Source organism: Kluyvera ascorbata, from assembly GCF_023195735.1.
GTDB classification, from domain to species: domain Bacteria; phylum Pseudomonadota; class Gammaproteobacteria; order Enterobacterales; family Enterobacteriaceae; genus Kluyvera; species Kluyvera ascorbata.
Map to the genome: position 1 here is coordinate 2543507 of NZ_CP096201.1, position 24115 is coordinate 2567621.

A 24115-nucleotide genomic window follows, 5' to 3' on the forward strand; every position below is an offset into this window, starting at 1 on the left:
CCTTTACTATAAATGACAAGAAGTTATAGCGATGTAAAAGGTGTTATTAAACCTCTTGAATTTTCCAGTAAATACCAAAAAATACTTGCGGGGCTTATCGCGCAACCAGTAGTATCGAATAGAAGCTTCCAGAATAGCCTCATACAATAAGAAATCGTTTTTCCATCCTTTTATATTTTCCGCTTAGGTTACCCCCAATAGCTCCTCCATTAACGTCCGCGTTATTCTCGGTATATATGAGTACTATGACTAAAGAAACAGCGATATCTCGTCCTCAATGGACGAAAAAAGATACCATCTGGATGATGGGTGTTTACGGCGCAACGGTGGGTGCAGGCACGCTTTTCCTACCGGTTGAAATCGGTACTCGCGGCCCGCTTATCTTTATTCTGCTACTCCTGCTGGGATTTCCACTATCGCTCGTACCACACGTGCTTATCTGCCGGGTCTTTATGCGCGACCAGCAGAAGGACGATGGGAACGACCATACGCTGCCGCTGTTTGGCTCGTTCTTTGGCCCAAAAGGCCGTCAGGCCATGAAGCTGTTTTTCTGCGTGGCGCACTACCCGGTTACGCTGGTCTATGCCGTGTCATTGGTAAATGCGCTGAGCCACTTTCTGAGCGACCGCCTGCACATTGTCGGCATTAACCGCGCCACGCTCACGTTGATCGTTCTGCTTATTCTCCACCTGGTGTTGAGCAAAGGTCGCGATAAAGTCGTGAGTACCATGAGTGCGCTGGCTCTGCCGTTTGCCACTGCTATCATCGTTATCGCCGCCTCACAGATCCCGGCCTGGAACATAGAAAACATCACCCATGCATGGCAGCAAACGCAGACCTCAACCCCTGGCAGTGCGCTGAAAGATCTGTGGCTAACGCTGCCGCTTATCGCCTTCTCTCTGTGCTCGGCGCCGCTGATTCCCGCGCTGGCCTCCTGGTATCGTGAACCGGGTAACGGTGGCGAAGAACAGTCCGTGCGGGTTATTCGCCGCGCTTATGGCTTAATTTTCTTCAGCATTATTTTCTTCGTGCTGAGCTGTATTTTGAGTACGCCGCGTGAAATCTTTGAGATGGCGAAAGACCAGAATCTGAACGTGTTGTCAGTTATTGGCGGCAATGGCGGCATGAGTGCGCTGCTCTATCTGGCACCGTTTATTGCCATTCTGGGAATGACGAAATCGTTTTTAGGGATTTCAATGCCGGTTGCCGAAACCTTTAACGTGCTGGCGACCGATCTCTTCAACATTAAACGGACCAGCCATATTAAGCGGGTTAAATTAATCACCTCGGTGCTGATGTTTATCGTCACCTCCGTGGTGGTTTATCTGAATCCCGACGTGATTAATATGATTGAAACGCTCTGCGGGCCGTTAATTGCGATCTTCCTGTTTGTGATCCCAACCTGGTTGATTTTCACGCGTCCGGCGCTGAAAGCGATGCGAGGGTTTATCTCAGTGGTGGTGATGGCGAGCGGCGTGTTGACCGTTTCGGCGCTGCTGTATGCGATGTTTTGAGTAAGTTAAGTGAGGGGGGCGATGTAGGTTCCCCTCACCTATTCCCCGACGTAGCGAGGGGATCGGTTGGTACTGATAGTCAGAGAGGCTTTTTTAATCGACTGATATTATCTCGAATCTGTCGCTGAATCTGGCTTAATGTCTCTTCAGTAATCTGGTCTGGATACAACGACCTTGCGGTGTCCGCAAACGCGTCACCTACCGTGCTAAACGCCTCTATTTTTTCGTCAATCTCTGCCAGAGTGAGTTCAGCTTCCTGCTCACCCAACGCCATCATATGCTGACGTTCGATATCCAATGCTTCCCCCATCACGTCCATCTGATGATAGCCACCCGGCCCATCGTTGTAGGTAACGTCAAAAGCGGGAGCCAGCGACCATTGGCCGTTTGCCGCCATCAGATAGGCGAAGTTCTTTGGGTGATCGTCGCGGTTATTAAAGATAACGTTAAACAGCACCCGCTCAAAGGCGCGGGTCTTCTCCCGAACATCATTCGTACACAAATGAGTGGCGCGTAGGAAGTTAACGTAATCCAACGACCCGGCAATCTGATAGTTTGCGCCGGTAAACGCGGCAAGACTTTGCATTGGCACGCGCATCCCGTCCTGGCGGTCAAAGCGCTTACTGGCAAAAGCGGTCTGCCCGTCCGGCAACGCAAAATAGGCGGTGTCTGGCGCGGAAATACCGCATTGACGAAGGCACTCACCGTAGACGGCTTCAATGGCGCACACTTCCGGGTGCTCTTGCTTCGCCGGGAATTTCACCAGCCAGCTTTCAAGTTCGGGTGCGGCGATCGTCGTAAACAGCCCCGTTTGCGGATGACGATACAGCAGCACCTTTGGGCGTGCCCCCTGAGGCGAGCCCCCCATTTGCAGCAGCTTTTGTAGAAACTGACCACCTTCACCGCTCAGTACGGCCTGAACTTCCTGTGCAAGTTGGGCAAGTGGAACATTATCTTTCGTCGCTAACGAATCATCGGCCTGGAGAGGATGGAAAGTCATTGCGCCCATCGCGCCATTACCGATATAGGTCAAACGCTCCAGCGGCCCAATGCGCGCGGCGTTGAGTCCCCGGCGTTTGAAGAGGCGATCCATCAGTAGCATCCCCCAACCGTCGGGCAGTGCGTCGTAAACCGGGCCCGGCAGACCAAGCTGGTGGGCAGGGAAACCCCGACGTAGGCGTGGGCCATTGAGCGGTAACGTCAAGCGGGCTAACTCCAGCCCTTTTCGCACCGCCTCTTCGCTGTATTCAAAGGCAATCATTGGCCGCCCGGTCAGTGCAGTAGAGGAAACCAGTCGCCCCCATAGCCAGCGTTCTCCCCAGCCTTCGTAGTATATCTCTATTCGGTCAGGCATCGTCGTGCTTCCTCTTTATCCGATGGCGCGTGGCGCTTTTTTCATAGCGCAGGATATCGTCCAGGCTCTCAATCTTTGGCTTAAATAACGTTTCCAGTTCGTCGGCGAACCCCAGCACCATGGCCACCCTGACTAGACTATCAAAGTTGATGTTACGCCCTGCTTCCAGGTTAGAGACCGTGTTGACCCCAACACCGGCGCGAGCCGCGAGGTCGGCCTGGGTCATTTGCTGTGAAAGCCTTTCCTTGCGAAGTCGACCGCAAAGCAGCTTTACAATTTCTGCGGGTTTGCTAAGTGATAAATCCATCATAACGTGGCTTATCCATGATTATTTAGGTTAATATCCAATATTATAGAATTAAGAGATAAAAATAGGAAGGCTGCATAAAACACAAAATATTGTATTTAACGCAGAGATATGAAGATAGGAACCAATAAAAAGGAATTAAATAAGAAGTACGTCGCCCGAAGGCGACGTGACAAGCAATTAACGATAGACGTACATGCCACCTTCAGTGCCACGGCTGAACAGCACCTGCCAGAGCTCAATATCACGGGCGCGGAACGCGCCAGCGCAGGCGCACAGATAGTAGTTGAACATCCGACGGAAACGCGGCGTGTAGTTGGACGACAAACCAGACCACGCCTGGTTAAAGCGTTCGTGCCATGCCATCAACGTTTTGTCGTAATCACTACCAAAGTTATGCCAGTCTTCCATCACCAGGCGCGATTCACTGACGCTCGCAATCTGGCGAATCGACGGTAGACAGCCGTTCGGGAAGATGTATTTGTTGATCCACGGGTCTACGCTGAGTCCGGTTTGGTTACTCCCGATGGTATGTAGCAAAAACAGTCCATTAGGTTTAAGGCAGCGGTCAACAACGCTAAAATAGGTCTCGTAGTTTTTTGGCCCGACATGCTCAAACATCCCGACTGACACAATCCGGTCGTAGGTGGTATTGAGGTCGCGATAGTCCTGCAGCAGGATATTCACATCCAGCCCTTCACAGCGCTGCTGCGCCAGTTTTTGCTGTTCGCGCGAAATGGTCACGCCGTCCACGCTAACGGCATAGTTTCGCGCCGCATAGGCTGCCAGCCCTCCCCAGCCGCAGCCGATATCCAGCAAGCGCATACCGGGCTCAAGCTGCAGTTTTTCGCAGATCATTTTGAGCTTGGCATTTTGCGCTTCTTCCAGCGTTTGTGCATGACGCCAGTAACCGCATGAGTACTGCATGTGCGGGTCGAGCATCAACGCAAAAAGATCGTTGCCGATATCGTAGTGTTCTTTGCCGACAATCCATGAACGGCTGCGCGACTGAAGATTAAACAGGCGCGCGCTGATAACACGTAAAATATCCTTCAGGTTACCGGGAACCTGTTTATCCAGTTTTGCTTTCAGGATTTTGCAGAACAGAATATCCAAACGCTCGCAGTCCCACCAACCTTCCATATAGCTCTCGCCTAACCCCAGCGAACCCTGCTGAAATACACGCTTAAAGAAATCAGCGTGGTGAACCTGAATATCCCATGGCCGGGCACCATTGATTTTAATATCGGCCTGACTGAGCAGGTCGTTTCCCATTCGCGACCAATTATCGTTCAATTCATCAATGCTAATTACATCTGAGCAAACCGTGGCCATGTTTCTTATCCATAAACGAGTCAATATGATGTGCAGAAGATTATTATGGATAAGACGATGGTATGTATTATGATGTGAGGACAATATTTATCGAACAGATGCCATAATGATGGACGGTACCCTTCCTTTCTCCCTTCAGCAGGCTAAACAGTGGTTTTCATCGCAAGATGACTCAATGAAAGAGCTGCCGCAGTCGGTCTACTTTCGCTCTTACATGCTACCAGCAAACAATCACGTCGCCAGGCACAGCCATAGCTTCGCGCAATTTCATTTTGCACGTAAAGGCAGTATGCGTATCGATGTGGCGGGGAAATGCTGGGTGATCCCCGCGCATTACGGTATCTGGATCCCGCATAACACCGAACACGCGGTATGGGCGCTGGATGACGTCTATCTGGAGAATCTGGATATCGACCCGGATTTTTTACCGGAATCGATCGACGAATGTAAGGTCGTGGCCATCAGCGATTTTGTTCGCGAGTTCATCCACTACGCGACAACCACTACGCCCGAGTGCTATGACATTGGCGCTAAGGAAGGTCAGCTGGTGAGCGTGTTGCTTGATGTGATTTTGAAGCTGCCAGAAGTTGAACTAATGCTGCCCTGGCCGCACGATGCGGCACTTATCAAGGTGTGCAGAACCATTCAGGAGTCACCGAGTCTTGAACATGCGATGGAAGACTGGGCTCATCATCTTGGCATGTCCGCCCGCACGTTTTCCCGTCATTTTAAGAAAGAGACCGGCATGCCCTTCAGCGCATGGAAACAAAAAATGCGGCTTCTGGAGTCGGTCATTCATCTGAAGAAAAATAAAAACGTCACCGCCGTTGCGCTGGAGGTGGGATATTCCAGCACCGCCGCATTCAGCTATGCGTTTCGTCAGGCATTCGGCGTTCCGCCTTCAAGCTATTAATGGATGGTTTTATTTCTGGGGTTGTACTTATAGATAAAGGCAATCGACCTTCCGGTTATATGCTGTACTTCTTTAATACTATGCCCCTGTGAGAGCAGCTGCTGAATGCGTAATTTATCGCGCTCAACGTCCTGCTTTCGGCTATCACGAGTCACCACCTCACGCGGCGTATTGATTTGCAGTTGAAGATGACACGCGCTTATTTTCTCCCACGCTAAGCGGCACTGATCTTTCGTCGCATCGAAATGCGTCGATATCTCCTGCCAGAGGCGTAAAGCTCGGCGGTAAAAGCCCTTAGATTCATTACATTGTGCAAGCAGGATGAGAGCGTTAACTTCGGCGGTCATAATCGTAAACCCACGAGTGAATGAGTGGAACGCATGTGCGCTATGGCTTAATTTATTTGTATGATAAATACAATTTAACGACCCTGTCTACGGCCCAACAGACCAAATTCCATACTCATTTTTCATGATTCCCATGCCGTGATGGCATAAACGCTCGCCAAAATGGCCCAATCACATCGAATGTTGGCTTTTAGCCAGCGGCGCAGTAGCATCGTAATGCGCATAATGTGTTTATCGAAACCGAACACGAGGATGCCACGATGAACATTACCCAGATCCGCAATGCTACTCAGCTGATTACCTATGCTGGAAAACGTTTTTTGATTGACCCTATGCTGGCACCGAAAGACGCATATCCCGGTTTTCCCGGCACCGCTCGTGCGGAGGTTCGCAACCCTATGGTGGAATTACCGTGTGAAATTGACGCACTGCTCGATGTCGATGCCATCATCGTGACCCACACTCACCCCGACCACTGGGATGAAACCGCTGCAAGCGTCATCCCAAAATCAATGCTCATTTATGTTCAGAACGACCGTGACGAAGCGTTGCTTCGCGCGCAGGGCTTTACCCGGTTGCAGCAACTTTCAGCAACTAGTACCTTCGGCGATATTACGCTGACAAAAACTGACGGCCAGCATGGTTCTGATGAAGCCTACGCGATTCCTGAACTGGCTGAACGTCTGGGCGAAGCCTGCGGGGTAATTTTCCAGCATCCCATGGAGAAAACGCTGTACCTGGTGGGGGATTCTATCTGGATTGAGGATGTAGCGGATAACATGCGTCGGTATCAGCCTGGTGTCGTTATCATGAACACCGGCTGGGCGCATGTGCTGGGGTTTGGCCCAATCATCTTTGGGCTGGAAGACGTATTGAAAGCGCACCATCTTCTGCCGCAAGCGCAGATTGTGGCCACCCATATGGAAGCGGTAAACCACTGCTTAGTCACCCGCCGCGCCCTACGTACCTATGCTGAAGATAATATGATGGCAGATGTCGTTCATGCCCCAGATGATGGTGACACTGTCACTTTATAGCGGAGATTAACCCTATGACCACCACCACGGTTGCGATTGTTGCGAGCGAGGGTTTCAGTACCTTTCACTTCTCTGTGCCGCTGATTTTATTTGGCGACAGCGTGAGCGAGCAGCCTCGTTTCACCCGCTTTATCTGTGCCGAAACGCCGGGCCTGGTGTGGTCAAAAGAAGGAACAGCGGTTCAAGCCGATAGCGATTTTTCGGCCCTGGCCCACTGCGATATCGTGATTGTTCCCTTCTGGCGGCATGTGGATGAAAAACCATCAATAGCCCTTCTGGAGGGACTAACTGCCGCCCACAAAAATGGTGCAACGCTGGTTGGCCTATGCCTTGGAACGTTCGCCCTGGCCTATGCTGGGCTACTCGACAATCGGCGTGCCGTTACCCACTGGGAATATGAAAAAGCGTTCGAGCAGCTGTTTCCGAAGGCGAGACTTGATGTCAACGTCCTCTATACCGATGACGACGGTATCATCACTTCCGCCGGGACTGCCGCCGCGCTGGACTGCTGCCTGTATGTGATTCGTCAGCGTTTTGGCGCTCGTGTGGCCAACCAGATAGCCAGACGAATGGTGACGCCACCCTATCGTGAAGGTGGACAGGCTCAGTACATTGAACAGGTGGTGCCACACCGTACCGGGGATACCCGCATTAACCAACTTCTGGCCTACCTGCAGGATAATCTTCAGCAGGTACATCAGATTGATATGCTGGCCGAGCGCGTGGCGATGAGCCGTCGTACGCTGACTCGCCATTTCCAAAAAGCGACCGGCATGTCGATTGGTGAATGGATAACCACTGAACGTCTGCGTCGCAGCCAGACGCTGCTAGAAAGCAGTGAACTCAGCGTCGAACAGGTTGCGGAACGGTCAGGATTTCAATCTTCCATCACCTTCCGCCAGATATTTCGCGAGAAACTGGGCGTCAGCCCGGTGGAATGGCGCAAAACCTTCCGGGGAATGGCAATCGAGCATTAGCCAGAAATGTTATCCACAGAAACGGTGCACAACCTTGTGGGTAATTAGCCTAAAAGCCGTTGATTATCTGAAGATTCGTCCGCTGCTTAAGGGCGCAGCCGTAGTCTGCGCCCGAACAGGAGTGCGTTATCGGGGGTTAAGTGCTACCAGTTGAAGGCGCGAACCAGCGATAAGTCCCAGGCGGTTGCAAAGAGTGAAATGAACACAATGATGTTCACGGCAGTTTCGATTCTTTTTTCCATTCTGATTCTCCTTATGTCGGTGCAACCATTAAACATGGAAAACCTTAATGATTTATTCTGTTTGTTTAGTTTAAAGCGTAACAGAATAACGTACGAAATCATCGGCGGTGACAAACTCATCATAAAGCTTACGCGCCGGATTATGAATACGCGTATGCCAATAGAAGCGTGACCATCCCTGCTCTTTTCCTTCGTTTAGCACAAATTGTATGAGCGAGCGCGCTACCCCGTTACCGCGGAATGCTGGGTCAACGAACAGGTCTTCCAGATAACAGATAGGCGCCGTAACCCAGGTACCTTCATGCAATACGCAAAGCGCAAAGCCTGCCAGCTGCCCTTCAACCAGCGCCACACGACAAAAAATGGGCGACTGAGGATCTAACATACGCTGCCAGGTGTGTTCGGTAACGTCCGCAGGCACGCTACTGGCGTAAAACCCGCAATAGCCCTGCCATAGCGCCAACCACTGCGCTTTATCTTCTGCCTGTACCGGACGAAATGTGACGGTCATTGATGCCTCTCTTAGTTCAGCTGATAGTATTTATCAGCGATGATCCGGGCGGGTATCTGCGACTCATCATTCATTTGCAGCAAATCTATCTCGATAGCGTTACAGATAGCGTCCAGCGGTAAGTCATTATTTTCCATACCGAAGGGTTCTTCAAGCTCTTCCGCCAGCGTATCGAGCGAGATAAAGGTGTACGAAATCAGCACCGAGATAAACGGCGTCATGTAGTGCAGGTCAACAACCAGCGCGAACGGCAGCATGATGCAGAACAGATAAACGGTGCGATGAAGGATCAGCGAATAGGCAAACGGCACCGGCGTATTGGCAATACGCTCGCAGCCAGCCAGCACGATAGACATATCGTTGAGACGAATATTGAGGCTGTGGAACAGTATATCGGACAGTACCCCGGAGCGGCGGCGTTCGGCCAGCCATTCTCCCATGATAAGCAGAATACGGTTAGCCGGTGACTGGGCGGCCAGCACCTGGGCCAGGTGCGCTTCAGAGAGGTATTTAGCCAGCACAACACGATTAGGCTGGCGACGGAGCGTGAGGCGCAAACAATGGGCAAACGCGATTTGCAAACGGACAAACTCCCCCACGTGCGGGTCGTCATGGAGGGTGTTTTTCACCTCGCGCAGCAGAGACCGGGAGGCAATCATTAGCTGCCCCCACAGCTGGCGCGCTTCGACGTAACGCGAGTAGCAGGCATTGTTACGGAAGCCGAGAAATATCGCGATAGCCACGCCAAGAATACTAAACGGTGCCACGGTAAGCTTGAAGCCCAACGAGGAATACCACGGCAGAATGAGGATCACGACTATCGACAGCAAGAAATTGAGCAGTAAGCGAGAGAAGATTTTGGGCAGTACAGAGCCGTGCCAGACGAAAATGCGTGCCAGCCAATGCTGGTTAGGACGAACGATCATGAGTTTTTCAATCAGGTTAATAAGTTGTGTATTAAACGTGATCTTGGTCATGTATTCAAGCGGTACTGAGGGAGGAATGGCATGCTGACGAGGCCCTTTTCGTGCTGTTTAGCTTTGTTTGCACGGGGTTAAAGCGGGGACATAGAGAAGGGAATAAATGTATGTTGTAACTAATTAATGTTCAACTAGAAGGTATGGTGCAATCCCGGGGTCGGCTTCGCCTCGTCCGGGCTACGTTTATAGGTAGCGGCTGGCCAGCGCAGGCGACTGCCCGCCAAACGCCCGTAAATTCTGTTGTAGCGCCTGATCGATAAGCGACTTATCTTCTACACCCGGCGCGCAAACCATTTCTCCCAGCTCTAGCGAGCGCAGGCTGGCGGTGACGACATCTTCAGCCGTCATACGCGGAATGGCGCTAAGATCCATCCCCTGCCGCTCGTGGAATTCTGTAGCAACAACCCCCGGGCAAAGCACCTGCACCTTCAGGCCTGCAGGCGTCAGTTCTTCATGCAGAGCCAGCGAAAGCGAAATCAGATGCGACAGTGAAGCGACATAAGTGGCACGGCCTGCTGCCTGACCGAGCGGTGCTATGGCACCAAATCCCAACATGCCAGCGACATTGATGATGGTGCCCTCTTCTCGTTCCACCATACCCGGTACCGCGGCGTGCGCCAGAAGTGTCGGAGCAACCACTTTTACCTGCAGTAGCTCTTGTGCTTTTTCCAGCGGCAGCGCGGTAAAGCCCATATAGTGAGAGACACCTGCGTTGTTGATTAACAGCGCCAGAGGTTCATCATGGCAAAGCTCGCGAATGCGGTTAACGCCTTCAGCGCAGCTTAAATCGGCTACCACACCACGAATTTGTCCCGCCGGAAACTCAGCGGCCAGCGCATCCAGGCGTTCCTGGCGGCGACCAACGGCAATCACGTTGTAACCCTTATTTGCCAGCCGGCGAGCGAATGCCTGACCGATACCGGAAGTGGCGCCAGTGACAAGCGCTAAATGTTTTTGCGTAGACATATGATTTTCTCCTGTGGGGTTGATGGGAATGATCATAGTCGTATGTTGTCCGGCAGATAAGACCGCTAAGTCCGCACAGGTTGTTCGATAAAACGGACAATGAGGTGCATAATCGCATAATTCCCGCGGCTATCGAGAAAACCAATATGCCAAAGCGCACAACGGATGAACTGGGCGATTTGAAAGCTTTTGCAGCGGTAGCGCATGCCGGAGGCTTTCGCGAAGCGGCGCGATTACTGCAGCTAAGTCCTTCAGGCTTAAGCGATGCGGTACGACGGCTGGAAACACACCTTGGTGTTCGTCTGCTGCACCGCACTACGCGCAGCGTATCGGTCACCGAGCAAGGCGCTCAGTTGTTGGAGCGTATTACACCTGCTTTTGCCGAGCTCTCTCTGGCGTTAAAAACGGTAACGTCATCCCGGGACAAACCCGCCGGAAATCTGCGGCTGAACGTTCCGATCAATGCGACGCGACTTTTTTTGGCCCCGTTGCTGACGCGTTTTCTGCAACGCTACCCGGACATTAGCGTGGAAGTGGTGGCAGAAAGTGGCGTCATTGACATTCTGGCAGCGGGCTGCGATGCCGGTATTCGCTATGACGAGAGACTGGAGCAGGACATGATTGCCATCCCGATTGGCCCACGCGAGCAGCGGTTTGCCACGGCTGCTGCGCCTGCGCTTCTCGAACAATTTGGGCGTCCTCAGCATCCCCATGATTTACTCAAGCTGCCTTGCCTGCGCGGCCGTTTTGCTAAAGGGAATCTGGAACGCTGGACTTACCAACGTGACGGGGATATGTATCACATAGACCCGCATGGCCCGCTGATCTATAGCGGGGGCAGCGCTGTTGATATGGGCGTCGCGATGGCGGCGGAGGGCGTGGGCGTTATCTATCTTTTTGAGGCATGGCTTCAGCCGTGGTTGGAAAGCGGGCAGCTCGAGCCCATACTTGAACCCTGGTGGCAGACCTTTACGGGGCCGTTTCTTTACTATTCGGGGCGCAAGCTGGTGCCGCCTCCGCTTCGCGCTTTTATCGATTTTGTCAAAACGTCCGATTCCTATCCAGGATGATTCCCGTTTTCCAGGTGGACCCCGTTATAAAAAACCCGGCCGGAGCCGGGTTAGGTTCGTACTTCAGATAAATTAGCAGAGCGGCTGTACGGCTTTGCGCATGCCTTGAGTCAGAATAGCGTCGAGGTCAGCTGCAACCTGTTCGACCAATCCGTCAACCTGTGTAAGATCTTGTTCCCAGTGATCGCTCACGGACAGCACCGATTTCACCAGGTCGGTGGTGCTAATCTGCTGGTCGCGATGCTGAGCCCACACCTGCTGGTAACGGTCAATCCAGTGCGCGTCGTCCTGCACCGGGTATGCTTCACCGTTACGCTCTGCGCGGTAGAAGGCAATCAGCGCTGCCAGCGCAAAGGTCAGACGTGCTGGCAGTTTACCGCTCGCCTTCTGCCCTGCCAGCAGCTGCGGCAGGATACGTGTACGGAATTTGGTCATGCCGTTCAGCGCAATGGAGAGCAACTGGTGTTTGATGTACGGGTTACGGAAACGGCCGGTCACCGCGCTGGCAAAAGACTCCAGCTCGTCTTTTGGCAGATCCAGTACCGGGATAATTTCTTCGTAGATGGCTTTCTCAACGAACGCGCAGATTTCAGCATCGTTCATCGCTTCGCCCACGGTATCAATCCCCGCCTGGAATGCTACCGGAACCAGCGCCGTGTGCGCACCGTTGAGGATAGCCACTTTACGTTCTTTATACGGTTTGATGTCGTCGACAATCAGCACGTTCAGCGCCAGTTTGTCCAGGCGTAGTTCGCTGGCCAGTGATTTAGGCCCCTGAATAACAAACAGGTAGAAGTGTTCAGCGGTATCGAGGAAACCGTCTTTATAGCCGAGTTCTGCTTCCAGTTTAGTCGCTTCATCACGTGGGTAGCCGGTAACAATACGGTCCACCAGCGTTGAGCAGAAAGCGTTGGATTCGTTCAACCAGGTCATGAATGCTGCCGGCAGCGCCCACTCTTGCGCATAACGAACCACCAGCTCATGCAGCGCTTCGCCGTTATAGTCGATCAGTTCGCAAGGAATGATCACCCAGCCTTTATCCGCAGCACCGTTGAAATGGGTGAAGCGTTCGAACAGCAGACGCGTCAGTTTAGCCGGGTAGCTTACCGCTGGCGCATCATCAAATTTGTCACCCGCATGGTAGCTGATGCCCGCTTCGGTAGTGTTGGAGAACACGAAACGCATGTCAGGGTTGTGTGCCAGTTTGAGGAACTCGGCATAGTCAGCATAGGCGCTGATTTCACGGTTTACAGAACGAATCAGGCGCGCGTCGCTGACGGCTTCACCCTTCTCATTCAGGCCACGGATGATGGTCGTGTACAGACCATCCTGGGTGCTCAGAGATGGCGGGAAATCGCTCGCGATAGGACGAACGATCACCACACCAGAATTCAGGTCGGTATGTTCGTTCAGCAGGTCAATCTGCCAGTCAACGAAGGCGCGCAGGAAGTTGCCTTCGCCGAACTGGATAATGCGTTCAGGGTATTGGGCACCGGGGAAATCATGGCGGTTCAGTGTTTTCACAATGGGTTCCTTTCTGGATTAGTCATACAACCTGCTCAATTGGTCTAATAACTTATCAGATTTTCCGCTTATGAAACCCTGTTTTGATCAAAAGTGAGAGAATAAATAGTGAATCTATAAAAATTTGTAAAATATTGAGGTTGCCGTGAGTTCGCCATCAGGCATATAGGCATAGCGCGGGACTTCGCCAACTTTCTGCCAGCCACAGCGCGTATAGAATGTCTCAGCGCCGCTACCCGTGGCGGTATCCAGCACCAGCACGCTTTTCTGCGCATCCGCGGCAATCTCCTCCAGACGCTGCATCAGAGCGCGGGCAATGCCGCTACGGCGCGCGCTTTCATGCACCAGCAGCTTAGCCACATCAGCGCGATGTGGCTGGTTCTCAGGCTGGTCGACAACTAATTGCACCGTGCCAACAATATTCTGCTCGGCGTTCTTTGCCACCAGCACCACGCGCTCTTCACGCCCCACGCTTGCCGCCATGCGCTGCCAAAAAGCCAGCGCTGTTTCAGGCTTGAAAGGCTGCATAAAACTGACTGAAGCGCCGCCGTTGACGCAGTTACTGAGAACCTCAGACAGAGGCGCCAGATTGGCAAGTATGTCGGCCTCAGAAAAGGTGTGTAGAGTGAAAGTCGCGGTCATGTTGTTCTCCTTGTTGATATGCGCTTTACTATCACGCTAACAATTTGATAACACAACGCCCTTTGTCATTGGATATTCTTATGCCTTTAATGGGCAAATATTTGATTTTTTCCCCGACGCTTCGCTTCATACAGCGCGCTATCCGCCGCCTGTAGCCAATCAGAAACTTCATGCATATCAGGAAGCGCATCGGCAATACCGATACTCAGGGTCAGCGTCTGGTGATGATCCGGACGCTCCGTCACCACCGCAGTCGCATCCATAATTCGTTGCGCAATGCCGCGCCCCTCTTCCAGTGACGTATCGGGCAGCAAGATAACAAATTCGTCTCCCCCCAGCCTTGCGGGCGTATCGGTCCCCCGCGTCGCCATCTGCAGGATCTGTGAGACGGTTTTCAGCATCACGTCGCCGACCTTGTGCCCGTGACGATCGTTAATCTCTTTGAAGTTATCAAGATCGATAAACATCAGCAGCGAATGGCCGCAGTGTTGCTTGAGACGAATCAGTTCCCAGGCAATACGCTGCTCAAGAAGACGACGGTTCGCGATATCAAGGAGAGGATCGAGCATCGCAATACGTTCAAGCTCCTGGCTTTTCAGCCGTAGTTTCACCGCAATGCTATCGGTCATAAAGCTCAGGGCGAGCAAATAGAGCGAGATAAGCGGTAGCGTCGCCAGCATCGTCTGCTGCGACACGAAACCGTTAAACGGCATTCCCGTAAGCACCCAGGTACCGGCAAAGACGCTGAGCATCGTCGCCGCCGCTTTACGCATCAGCGGGATCCCTCCGGCAGAAAGTCTATCCGCCAAAAGGATCGTGGCAATTGTCACCGAAGGTAACGGATTGACCGCCATCATGGCTATCCAGAATCCCCCGGCTCCGGCATCAAAGAGCAGATTCTCAAATTCAGCATCGCGGGGAATGGGCGCTTTGACAGCACGTAGATAGGCCACCGTTGGCCAGATGAAGGCATTGCACGCCAGCAGCAGTTCAAAATAGACCGGCTGATGACGTTCAATCAGTACAGAAACAATAGGCAAGAAGCACAAAAAGGTGCCAAGCATCCGCATCAGATACATTCGTCTGACAAACCGGGTACCCGTCACCCCATTATTCGTAATTTGCTTGCCAAATGCATTCATAACACAATTTATTCCGATACGTCGCCCGGCATATCATATTCAACGAGTGATGTCACTTCAACCTATCAGAATAGATAGCTTTTCAGAATAAACCTATAAATGTTAGCGATCGGGACGATTCATCTGCAGCACTAGCCAATGATGGATCACGCTGACCACATAATGCTGTTGCGCTGCGCTAAGCGGCTGCCCTTGAGGAATTCGGTGCCATTTCTCGAGACAACCGCGACAACAGGTTGCCGTCGCATGCTGCGCAATGAACACGGGATGCCCGCGCATCGGCGTTTGCTTACCATCATTTTTGGGCCAGGCGGGAGCAAGCCTGCCCGCGACAAAATCCGCCGCATGCTGGTCGATAGTCTCCGCCCCTTTGTCATAACAGTACTGCCGTTCTTTTACGCCCAGATGAAAACGGCTGCGAAACGGTGAACGTTGCAGTCGTTCAAACAGGCTTTCTAACGCGTCCATCAGTAAACCGAACGTCCTATTTGTTGCGTGAGTTTTTCCAGCACGGCGACCCCTGCCAGCGAGTTACCCGTTTCATCAAGCTCCGGGCTCCAGACGGCAATCGCCATCTCGTGCGGCACAATTGCCACCACGCCGCCGCCAACGCCAGATTTCGCCGGTAGCCCCACGCGCCAGGCAAATTCCCCGGCGTTCTGATACATCCCGCTGGTTGCCATTAACGCATTTACCTGGCGAGCCTGCATCGGAGAGATAACCGGCGTGTCGAGATGGAGCGCCTTCCCCTGGTTAGCCAGAAACAAGAAGGTGTGCGCCAGTTCTACGCAGTTCATTTCCAGTGCGCAGTAGTGGAAATAGTTTTGCAGCACCGTGGTGACATCATGATGGAAATTACCAAAGGATTTCATCAGCCAGGCAATCGCCGCATTACGCGCCGAGTGTTCAAACTCGGAACGCGCCACCTGCGCATCGTAGGCAATGCTGGATACACCGCTAAGCTTGCGCACAATTTCAAGCATCCGCTGACGCGGAGCGCTAAGCCGCCCCTGCAGCATATCGCAGACCACCAGCGCCCCGGCGTTAATAAACGGGTTGCGCGGGATGCCCTGCTCAATTTCGAGCTGCAAAAGGGAGTTGAAGGGTTGCCCGGAAGGATCTTTGCCGACGCGGGACCAGATCTCCTCAGCCGGATAGTGATTCATCGCCACCACCAGACTCAGGACTTTCGAGATCGACTGGATAGAAAAACGTTCATTGGCATCGCCCGCGCTAAAATGCTGCCCGTCGACGGTGCTGATAGCAATCCCCAGTTTATTGCCGCTGACGCAGGCCAGAGCCGGAATATAATCCGCCACCTTCCCCTGCCCAATCAGCGGCCTGACATCATCAAGAATAGATGTCAGCATGGCATTATTGATAACCGTAGCCACTTACACTCCTTGCCCACAGGCTATTTTCGGCCTGGGAGTATAGCAGAGCCTAAGGGCTACGTCGTTTCGCTTAGTGTCTATCTTTCCAGACCGTCTGCACATTACAGAATTCGCGCAGACCAAAGTGCGAGAGTTCACGGCCAAAACCGCTTTTCTTCACGCCGCCGAAGGCAACGCGCGCATCGCTAGCGCTATAGCCATTGATAAACACGCCACCGCACTCCAGCTCATCGGCAAAACGTTGAGCCACTGCCGTATCGCCGGTAAAGATAGTTGCAGACAGACCAAATTCACTGTCATTAGCCAGCGCCAGCGCATGACTGGCATCACGGGCGACGGTAATCGCCGCCACCGGGCCAAACATCTCCTGGCGGAAAGCGGTCATGGTCGGCGCCACGTTTGCCAGTACGGTGGCCGGATAGTAGTTACCTTCACTACTCAGCAGTTCACCGCCAAGCAGCAGAGATGCACCCTCACTAACGGTCGCCATCACCTGGTTATGCAGCTCGTCGCGCAAATCAAAACGCGCCATCGGCCCCAGATAGTTCTCTTCATCGGTCGGTTCACCCATTTTGAGCGCCGCCGCTGCCGCAACAAACTTCTCGGTAAACAGCTCAGCAATGCCCGCTTCAACAATAAAGCGTTTCGCCGCCGCGCAGACCTGCCCGGTATTCTGGTAACGCCCAATCACCGCCGCCTGCACCGCCATATCGATATCGGCATCGTTCAGGACGATAAACGGATCGGAACCGCCCAGCTCTAGTACGCATTTTTTCAGCGCCGCGCCCGCCTGAGCGCCAATCGCTTTCCCGGCACGCACGCTACCGGTCACGGTAACCGCCGCAATACGCGGATCGTTGATAATCTGCGTCACGCCATCGTTAGTCGCGTTAACCCAGTTAAATACACCAGCCGGAACACCCGCTTGCGTTACGATATCGCCAATCAGTGCCGCGCAGCCCATCACGTTAGGCGCATGCTTAAGAAGATAGCTATTACCCGCGAGCATAATAGGCACTGCCCCGCGCAGCACCTGCCACAGCGGGAAGTTCCACGGCATTACCGCCAAAACGGGGCCAAGCGGACGGTATTCAATCACCGCCTGGTTGTTCTCAACCTGGGTAGACTCGGTCGCCAGCATCGCTGGGCCATGTTCAGCATACCAGTCGCACAGATGGGCCGATTTCGCCACTTCGCCACGCGCCTGTTTAATCGGTTTACCCATTTCACGGGTAATACATTGCGCCATCTCTTCGCCACGTTCACGCAGAACACGGCCAATCGCGCGCAGCGCATCGGCGCGCTGCTCAATTGCCGTCTTGCGCCATTGACGAAATGCCGTATCAGCAAGGGTAATAGCCATATCCACTTCCGGGCCGGTGGCCCACGGCAGCGACGCGATGGTTTCGCCATTGGCCGGGTTAATAGAGATGGCGTGAGTTGCAGGTGAAGTCATCTTTTTTCTCTCTCAATCAATTGCGCAGTGGTGACAGTTTCGCCTATCCTGCCGTTTATGAAAAATGAATAATATTAACCGAACCATTCACGATATGAGAATGCCATGGATTTAACCCAGCTTGAGATGTTTAACGCCGTTGCCGAGACGGGCAGCATTACCCAGGCGGCGCAGCGCGTGCATCGCGTGCCCTCTAACCTGACAACCCGCATTCGCCAGTTGGAAGCGGATCTCGGCGTTGAGCTGTTCATCCGGGAGAATCAACGGCTACGTCTGTCGCCCGCCGGGCATAGTTTTCTGCGCTATAGCCAGCAGATCCTCTCGCTGGTCGATGAAGCGCGCATGGTGGTTGCCGGAGACGAGCCGCAGGGGTTGTTTTCCCTCGGTGCGCTGGAGAGTACCGCCGCCGTACGCATTCCCGAAACGCTGGCACGCTATAACCAGCGCTATCCGCGTATCCAGTTTGATTTAGCGACCGGCCCGTCAGGCACAATGACCGACGGCGTGCTGGAAGGCACGCTCAGCGCCGCGTTCGTCGATGGACCGGTGATGCATCCGGGCTTAGACGGTATGCCGGTCTACCCGGAGGAAATGATGATTGTCGCCGCCCACGGGCATCCGCCAATTAGCCGCGCCAGTGAGGTCAACGGAGCCAGTATCTATGCGTTTCGCGCCAACTGTTCTTACCGTCGGCATTTCGAAAGCTGGTTCCATGCCGATCAGGCGACACCCGGACGCATTCATGAGATGGAGTCCTATCACGGTATGCTGGCCTGCGTGATTGCCGGGGCCGGGCTGGCGTTAATCCCGCGCAGCATGCTGGAAAGCATGCCGGGACATCATCAGGTCGAGGCATGGCCGTTGGCGGAGAAATGGCGCTGGCTAACGACCTGGCTGGTGTGGCGACGCGGGGCGATGAGCCGACAACTGGAAGCCTTTATTGCCCTTCTGGATGAACCAGCGGTTTCATCATAAAGACGCTGAGCGGATCGGGCTGATACGGCGCAAAAGCGTCGCACAGTTGATAGCCACAGCGCTGGTACAGGCAAATAGCCGCATGTTGATGGACTCCCGTTTCCAGCTGCAATATGCGGCAACCGCGCTGCAATGCGGCGGTTTCCAGTTCTGCCAGTAGTGTTTCCCCCAGACGCTGACCACGGTGCGTCGGGTTAATAAAGACCCGCTTCATCTCGCCCTGTCCTTCTTCTCCCAGCACAATCGCCCCGCATCCCACCGCCTCTTCACCTTTGCGGATAAGCATCACGATAAGCTGCTCGGACGGCAGCTGTGAGAGATCCAGCAGGTGATTGCTCTCCTCTGGATAGAGCGCCTCCTGATAGCGGTCAAGTTCAGCAATCAGGGCATTAACATCCGGGTTAGCAGCGTGTGTTATGGCGGTCGAGTACATAGCGGGTTCCTGTTCTATTGTTGTTTATTCACTCTATCATTCGACCTCGTGTAGTCTCATACCATTAACTTATAATCGTCGCCGGCTATTGCGCTAACCACTTGTTAACGAGTAGTTTTATCCCCTGTTGTTTGCCCATGCAATGGAATAACCATGAACACGAAAGCGCGTAAAGTCATGATAATTGGTGCCGGCAATGTCGGTGCATCGGCAGCCTATGCGCTGCTGAATCAGAATATTTGCGAAGAATTAATCCTGGTCGATCTGAATAAGACCCGTGCCGAAGCCCATGCCCAGGACCTCAGCGATGCCGCGGCCTATATGCCGGGAATGATGACTATTTCCTGTCGCGACGTCAGCGACTGTGCGGATGTCGATATTGCGGTTATTACCGTTTCCGGCGGCGCGCTCAAGCCCGGTCAGACGAGGCTTGATGAACTGAAAAGCACCGCCAATATCGTTCACAGTATTGTTCCGCAGATGATGGCTGGCGGCTTTAACGGTATTTTCCTGATTGCCACCAACCCTTGTGACATCATCACCTGGCAGGTCTGGCAGCTCTCCGGCCTGCCGCGTAACCAGGTTATCGGTACCGGCGTATGGCTCGATACCACACGTCTACGTCGTAAGCTGGCTCAGGATCTGGAGATTGGCGCGCAGAGTATTGACGCATTTATTCTCGGCGAACACGGCGATAGTCAGTTCCCGGTCTGGTCACATTCGTCGGTGTACGGCTCCCCCATTGAAAATGTTTATCGGCATCGCACGGGGAAAGCGCTCGACCGTCAGGCCATGGCGGATAACGTACGCAAGCTGGGTTTCGAAATTTACGCGGGTAAAGGCTGCACGGAGTACGGTATTGCGGGAACGATTGCTGAAATTTGCCGCAACATCTTTACCGGTAGCCACCGCGCGCTGGCCATTTCCTGCATTCTGGATGGAGAGTATGGCGTTGATGGCGTGGCAATCGGTGTACCTGCGGTGCTCGCACAAAGCGGCGTACAGCAGATAATCGAGCTTCAGTTGGCCGACGATGAGCGGGAGAAATTTGCCCGTTCGGTAGAGATTATTAAGACCAATATTACGCTGCTGCCAGCTTGAAACCACAGGCACAATAGTGTTGCACAGTCCGAATCTACCCTCGGACTGTGCGTTTGTGCGTGATTTTCTGGCACTGGACTTATTTCTCCCAGCGCGTATTCCACTCCCATAATCGGTTGAAATTGACGTCGTTAAGCTCTCGTGAAGCGCTGGAATTCGCTTTATACGGCCTTGCGGTGGTCGCCGCTGCCCCCCAAGGCGACAGCGCGTCGTAACCGCTATCGATGGTGCTATCAACAATCAACACCTGACCGTTCGCCGTTTTACCCGGCAGATAACCCGTTTTTCCAGCACCCTGATCCCACGCGCGGCCGAGTTTCGCTTTGAACGCACCTTTATAGCCATCATCGGTGGTAAAACGGCTGTTCGTCACCAGAAAACCGTACGGATTATCCGGCAGCGTATTAGGAGCGAGCACATACGCTTCCGGCGAGCGACGGCTGGAGACGGTGTGAAAATGCACGCGGTCAAAGACGACGTTAGCGCGACCAAACACGTAATCCACATCGCCCTCTACGTAACTGTCCTGCATCAGTACGCGGTTGATCCTACCAGTCAGCGCCTCGTTGTGGCGATCGCTGACGTTGAGATACAGCGTATCCTGACGTCCCAACAGCCGGACGTGTTGTAGCTGGATACGGTCGCCGTCGGTGCGCAACGCTACACCCTGATGGGTACCCCCATCCACCGTATCCAGCAAACTGTTAGCGATTGTCAGGTTATAGAGCTGTAAATCATGGCTTTGCGCCCAGAAAACGGCGGCACAGTTGGTGCCAATCAGCGCGCTGGTTCTTCCGGCGCACAGTGCGTACTGGTAGTAAGCCGGTGAACCCGGCGGGTAGCGGTCTGCCCTGACGGTTTTGCGATAGGTTGCAGGGCTAAACTGAGAGTCCAGCGCGAATTCGATTCTCACGTCCTGCGGCTGTTTGCCAGTACCAAAAAGGGTTATTGGCGGCGCATTGTCGGGGATATAAACCGTTCCGGTGTAAACGCCAGGATCGATGCGGATATAAAGGCGTTCGCTTCCCTGATGCTGGGCAATGGCAGCATCAATCGCTTGCTGAATATCATTATAGGGAGCCCCGGAGGTCGCGACGCGCCACGGAGTATTGTTGTCGGGAACGATGGGTTGGGGTTGCCAGGCTCCCTGCAAATCATGAACCTGCCCACCGTGGGCGAAATAGTTCTCTGCGGTATAGGCGACGGCTTCCTGCGCCGTCAACAGCGGCTTGCTTGCCGTACCCGTTGACGAAGCAGCGACGCAGCCCTGCAGCACCAGCGGCATACAGAGCAACGTCGACATTCCAGGGTAACGTAATCTTGTCATCGGTTCTCCATTAACAGCGTTAAATAGAAAAGAGGACCGATAATAATGGAACTACGTTTTATTTTTCAGGCCAGGGATCACGAATTCCCCGCATCAATTTCATCAAACACCTGCTGAGCCAGATGCATCGTCGCATTTGCCGCCGGTAAACCGCAGTACAGCGCCGAGTGCATAATCAGCTCTTTCAGTTCGTCGCGGGTCACGCCGTTATTAAATGACGCCCGCAGATGCATTTTGAGTTCGGCTTCGCGGTTGAGTGCAATCAGCATGGCGATGGTTATCATGCTGCGCGTATGGTGACTCAGACCCGGACGCGTCCAGGTTTCACCCCAGGCGTAGCGCGTGATAAAGTCCTGAAACTCCTCGTTCAGCGGGGAAAGTTTCGCCACAGTGCGATCAACATGAGCGTCGCCTAGTACCTTTCGGCGAACCGCCATACCCTGCTGATAGCGTTCTTTATCCGCCATGATTCCTCCGTAAAAAAGCCACCAGCGCGGCATTAAATTCGTCGCTGGCTTCGATATTTGATAAATGTGAGGCCGGGAGACAGACCTGGAACGCGTCATCAATCTGTTGATGCAGGAAATCGGCATCGTCCACGGTAGTAACCGGATCATTTTCCCCGGCGATAATCAGCATCGGCACATGAATAGCCGCCACCTCGGCACGCAGGTCTGCGGCGGCAAGCGCATCGCAGCATTCGGCGTAGCCTTCTGCTTCCGACTCGGCCAACTGATGACATAGTTGCTCAACCACCGCGGGATGATGCTCACGGAAGGCATGAGTAAACCAGCGATCCGCAGAGCCGGCGGCAACCACGCCCATGCCTTCACTGCGCACGGTACGCGCTCGCGATAACCAGCCCGCCTGCTCGCCAATTTTAGCCGCGGTGTTCGCCACAACAACCGCCTCAAAACGTTCCGGCGCGAAGCGTGCCAGCCACAGTCCGGTCAGGCCACCCATTGAAATACCGCAGAAACTGGCGCGTTCGATATTCAGATGATCGAGCAGCGTAATCACGTCCTCACCCAGCTGTGACAACGTCACCTTTCCGCGTTTCGTTGTTTGTCCATGACCGTGCGTATCATAGCGCAGCACGCGAAAGTGTTCGGTCAGCGCGGGCATTTGCGCATCCCACATCGTGAGCGTAGTGCCCAGTGAGTTTGATAACACCAGTACCGGTGCCTTTTCCGGTCCGTCGAGGCGATAATGGATATTCATGTCCCTAACTCCTGAAAGCGCGCCAATACCTGGCGCACAAAGTGGTCCGCGCTACCGACAGCGTTTGCCGGATCCAGCAGCTGCGTAAGTTGCTCTGAAGAAAGATGCTGGCTCACCAGCGAATCCTTTTCCAGTAGCGGTCGTAACGGACAATCAAGCGCGATTGCCCGATGGCAAATTTTTTCAATCAGATGGTGGGCATCCGCTTTACCGATATGGGCCGCTAGTGCCTGAGTGACGGATTCAGCCATGATCAGGCCATGAGTGATATCGAGATTATCACGCATCTTTTGCGCATTAACCTGCATCCCTGAAAGCAAATATTCGCTGTTTTCGAGCACGCCCCCCGCCAGCATCACCAGCTGCGGAAGCGTTTCCCATTCGGCCTGCCAGCCACCCAGCGCGCGTTCGTGCTGTTGAATCTGGCTCGCATACAGCGTCGCCATCAGCCCCGGCGTACGAGCGACCGCCGCAAGGATCGCAGCACAGCTAACCGGATTACGTTTATGCGGCATCGCGGACGAACCGCCGCGCCCTTCCGCAATAGGTTCACTCACTTCAGCGACTTCCGTTTGCATCATTAACGCAAAGTCATTGGCGAACTTACCAAGGGTCGCGCAAAGACCGGCATACCAGCTTGCCAGCTCAATAATACGGTCTCGCTGGCTATGCCATGGGGTATCGGGAAGCGCCAGGTTCAGTTCATCGGCCAGCGCTTGCGCAACCAGCGGCCCTTTAACCTTTAACGAGGCGAGCGTACCCGCCGCACCGCCAAATTGCAGAGTCAGGACGCGAGGACGCATTTGCTGGAGCCGTTCGTGCCAGCGCAGTAACGCATCCAGAGTGCCCGCAAGTTTCAAACCGTAGGTGATCGGCAGCGCATGCTGCATCCAGGTTCGGCCCGCCATCAGCGTATGCTGATAACGCGCTACCTGTTTGGCCAGCACGTGCATAAGACGCTGAAGCCGGGACTCCGTCTGCTGTAACGCTTGCTGAAGTTGAAGCATCAAGCCGGTATCAATGGCATCCTGGCTGGTTGCCCCCCAGTGGACATAGCGGGCCGCCTCCGGGGCGCTCGCTTTCACCACCTGAGTTAACTGCTTCACCAGGGGAATCGCCAGATTGCCAGCATTCGCCGCCGCCGCGGCGAGCGCCGGAAAATCGAGCCGTTGAGCCCGACAGGCCGCAACGATAGGCTCCACCGCCTCGTGGGGAATGACTCCACAGCGAGCCTGCGCTTTGGCTAGCGCGGCTTCAAAATCCAGCATCCCCTGAACGAGCTGCTCATCGCTGAACACAGCCGTGAGTGCATCCGTGCGCAATAGCGGGGTTAACAAACTCATTCCT

The 24115-nt window shown here is 53.8% G+C and carries 25 protein-coding genes; 7 read left to right on the plus strand and 18 right to left on the minus strand.

The annotated features are described in order from the left end of the window. Window positions 1–245: 245 nt before the first annotated feature. Window positions 246–1514 carry an amino acid permease gene (locus MY052_RS12010; protein WP_420828618.1) on the plus strand — a complete coding sequence of 423 codons (1269 nt, stop codon included), beginning with the start codon at window positions 246–248 and terminating at the stop codon, window positions 1512–1514. Between the two features lie 79 nt (window positions 1515–1593). Here MY052_RS12010 and MY052_RS12015 read toward each other — a convergent pair whose 3' ends face one another. The 3 genes from MY052_RS12015 to cfa form a co-directional block, all read right to left on the minus strand. Next, complete coding sequence (locus MY052_RS12015; RefSeq protein ID WP_248537040.1) at window positions 1594–2868, minus strand: type II toxin-antitoxin system HipA family toxin; 1275 nt, start codon at window positions 2866–2868, stop codon at window positions 1594–1596. Beyond that, window positions 2861–3175, minus strand: coding sequence for a helix-turn-helix domain-containing protein (locus MY052_RS12020; protein WP_248538936.1), 315 nt, complete (start codon window positions 3173–3175; stop codon window positions 2861–2863). The genes MY052_RS12015 and MY052_RS12020 overlap by 8 nt, the downstream gene beginning before the upstream one ends. A gap of 180 nt (window positions 3176–3355) precedes the next feature. After that, on the minus strand, window positions 3356–4510 hold the full coding sequence (gene cfa, locus MY052_RS12025; RefSeq protein ID WP_248537041.1) for a cyclopropane fatty acyl phospholipid synthase: 1155 nt from the start codon (window positions 4508–4510) through the stop codon (window positions 3356–3358). A 106-nt stretch (window positions 4511–4616) separates the two neighbouring features. On the opposite strand from cfa, the gene MY052_RS12030 reads away from it, so the two are divergent. Further along, the gene (locus tag MY052_RS12030) at window positions 4617–5423 is read left to right on the plus strand and encodes a helix-turn-helix transcriptional regulator (protein ID WP_051910772.1); all 807 of its coding nucleotides are present in this window, start codon (window positions 4617–4619) and stop codon (window positions 5421–5423) included. Here the strand turns inward: MY052_RS12030 and MY052_RS12035 are convergent. Beyond that, the gene (locus tag MY052_RS12035; protein WP_035895111.1) at window positions 5420–5770 is read right to left on the minus strand and encodes a hypothetical protein; all 351 of its coding nucleotides are present in this window, start codon (window positions 5768–5770) and stop codon (window positions 5420–5422) included. The two genes, MY052_RS12030 and MY052_RS12035, sit on opposite strands and share 4 nt — an antisense overlap. 260 nt (window positions 5771–6030) lie before the next feature. Between MY052_RS12035 and MY052_RS12040 the strand changes: the two genes are divergently transcribed. Together MY052_RS12040 and MY052_RS12045 are read left to right on the plus strand one after the other, a co-directional pair. Further along, window positions 6031–6807 carry an MBL fold metallo-hydrolase gene (locus MY052_RS12040; protein WP_248537042.1) on the plus strand — a complete coding sequence of 259 codons (777 nt, stop codon included), beginning with the start codon at window positions 6031–6033 and terminating at the stop codon, window positions 6805–6807. A 14-nt stretch (window positions 6808–6821) separates the two neighbouring features. Next, window positions 6822–7784, plus strand: coding sequence for a GlxA family transcriptional regulator (locus MY052_RS12045; RefSeq protein WP_248537043.1), 963 nt, complete (start codon window positions 6822–6824; stop codon window positions 7782–7784). Window positions 7785–8096: 312 nt separating this feature from the next. On the opposite strand, the gene MY052_RS12050 is transcribed toward MY052_RS12045, so the two are convergent. The 3 genes from MY052_RS12050 to MY052_RS12060 all read right to left on the minus strand — a co-directional run bounded on the left by MY052_RS12050 (window position 8097) and on the right by MY052_RS12060 (window position 10483). After that, entirely contained in the window at window positions 8097–8537 is a 441-nt protein-coding gene (locus MY052_RS12050; protein WP_035895107.1) for a GNAT family N-acetyltransferase, read from the minus strand. A gap of 11 nt (window positions 8538–8548) precedes the next feature. Continuing rightward, window positions 8549–9463 carry a bestrophin family protein gene (locus tag MY052_RS12055; protein WP_248538937.1) on the minus strand — a complete coding sequence of 305 codons (915 nt, stop codon included), beginning with the start codon at window positions 9461–9463 and terminating at the stop codon, window positions 8549–8551. Window positions 9464–9700: 237 nt separating this feature from the next. Beyond that, window positions 9701–10483, minus strand: coding sequence for an SDR family NAD(P)-dependent oxidoreductase (locus tag MY052_RS12060; protein WP_248537044.1), 783 nt, complete (start codon window positions 10481–10483; stop codon window positions 9701–9703). A 104-nt stretch (window positions 10484–10587) separates the two neighbouring features. On the opposite strand from MY052_RS12060, the gene MY052_RS12065 reads away from it, so the two are divergent. Further along, a complete protein-coding gene (locus MY052_RS12065) occupies window positions 10588–11553 on the plus strand; it encodes a LysR family transcriptional regulator (RefSeq protein WP_338033416.1) in 966 nt (321 codons plus the stop codon). Window positions 11554–11625: 72 nt separating this feature from the next. Here the strand turns inward: MY052_RS12065 and MY052_RS12070 are convergent, their stop codons facing one another. The 6 genes from MY052_RS12070 to sad form a co-directional block, all read right to left on the minus strand. Beyond that, a complete protein-coding gene (locus MY052_RS12070; RefSeq protein ID WP_248537045.1) occupies window positions 11626–13077 on the minus strand; it encodes a tagaturonate reductase in 1452 nt (483 codons plus the stop codon). A gap of 114 nt (window positions 13078–13191) precedes the next feature. Next, window positions 13192–13719 carry a GNAT family N-acetyltransferase gene (locus MY052_RS12075; protein WP_248537046.1) on the minus strand — a complete coding sequence of 176 codons (528 nt, stop codon included), beginning with the start codon at window positions 13717–13719 and terminating at the stop codon, window positions 13192–13194. Between the two features lie 86 nt (window positions 13720–13805). Next, window positions 13806–14798, minus strand: a complete 993-nt coding sequence (locus tag MY052_RS12080; RefSeq protein WP_035895102.1) for a sensor domain-containing diguanylate cyclase — start codon at window positions 14796–14798, stop codon at window positions 13806–13808. A gap of 165 nt (window positions 14799–14963) precedes the next feature. Beyond that, complete coding sequence (locus MY052_RS12085; RefSeq protein ID WP_035895101.1) at window positions 14964–15329, minus strand: DUF4186 domain-containing protein; 366 nt, start codon at window positions 15327–15329, stop codon at window positions 14964–14966. After that, window positions 15329–16231 (minus strand): glutaminase B, encoded by a 903-nt coding sequence (gene glsB, locus MY052_RS12090; RefSeq protein WP_420828643.1) that lies wholly within the window; start codon window positions 16229–16231, stop codon window positions 15329–15331. Before glsB ends, MY052_RS12085 begins: the two co-directional genes overlap by 1 nt. Window positions 16232–16325: 94 nt before the next feature. Beyond that, window positions 16326–17711: a succinate-semialdehyde dehydrogenase gene (sad, locus tag MY052_RS12095; RefSeq protein ID WP_248537047.1), complete on the minus strand. Its 1386-nt coding sequence runs from the start codon at window positions 17709–17711 to the stop codon at window positions 16326–16328. Window positions 17712–17816: 105 nt separating this feature from the next. On the opposite strand from sad, the gene ptrR reads away from it, so the two are divergent. Then, a complete protein-coding gene (ptrR, locus tag MY052_RS12100) occupies window positions 17817–18686 on the plus strand; it encodes a putrescine utilization regulator PtrR (RefSeq protein WP_123650383.1) in 870 nt (289 codons plus the stop codon). Here ptrR and MY052_RS12105 read toward each other — a convergent pair. Beyond that, window positions 18649–19119, minus strand: coding sequence for a GNAT family N-acetyltransferase (locus MY052_RS12105; RefSeq protein WP_035897706.1), 471 nt, complete (start codon window positions 19117–19119; stop codon window positions 18649–18651). The genes ptrR and MY052_RS12105 overlap by 38 nt on opposite strands. Before the next feature lie 153 nt (window positions 19120–19272). Between MY052_RS12105 and MY052_RS12110 the strand changes: the two genes are divergently transcribed. Next, entirely contained in the window at window positions 19273–20220 is a 948-nt protein-coding gene (locus MY052_RS12110; RefSeq protein ID WP_035897708.1) for an L-lactate dehydrogenase, read from the plus strand. A 79-nt stretch (window positions 20221–20299) separates the two neighbouring features. On the opposite strand, the gene MY052_RS12115 is transcribed toward MY052_RS12110, so the two are convergent. From MY052_RS12115 to MY052_RS12130, 4 genes are all read right to left on the minus strand, one after another. After that, complete coding sequence (locus MY052_RS12115; protein WP_248537048.1) at window positions 20300–21547, minus strand: putative acyl-CoA thioester hydrolase; 1248 nt, start codon at window positions 21545–21547, stop codon at window positions 20300–20302. Between the two features lie 77 nt (window positions 21548–21624). After that, a complete protein-coding gene (gene pcaC, locus MY052_RS12120; RefSeq protein ID WP_248537049.1) occupies window positions 21625–22014 on the minus strand; it encodes a 4-carboxymuconolactone decarboxylase in 390 nt (129 codons plus the stop codon). Then, the gene (gene pcaD, locus MY052_RS12125) at window positions 22004–22768 is read right to left on the minus strand and encodes a 3-oxoadipate enol-lactonase (RefSeq protein ID WP_035897713.1); all 765 of its coding nucleotides are present in this window, start codon (window positions 22766–22768) and stop codon (window positions 22004–22006) included. The genes pcaC and pcaD overlap by 11 nt, the downstream gene beginning before the upstream one ends. Continuing rightward, entirely contained in the window at window positions 22765–24111 is a 1347-nt protein-coding gene (locus MY052_RS12130) for a 3-carboxy-cis,cis-muconate cycloisomerase (protein WP_248537050.1), read from the minus strand. Before MY052_RS12130 ends, pcaD begins: the two co-directional genes overlap by 4 nt. Window positions 24112–24115 lie beyond the last annotated feature (4 nt).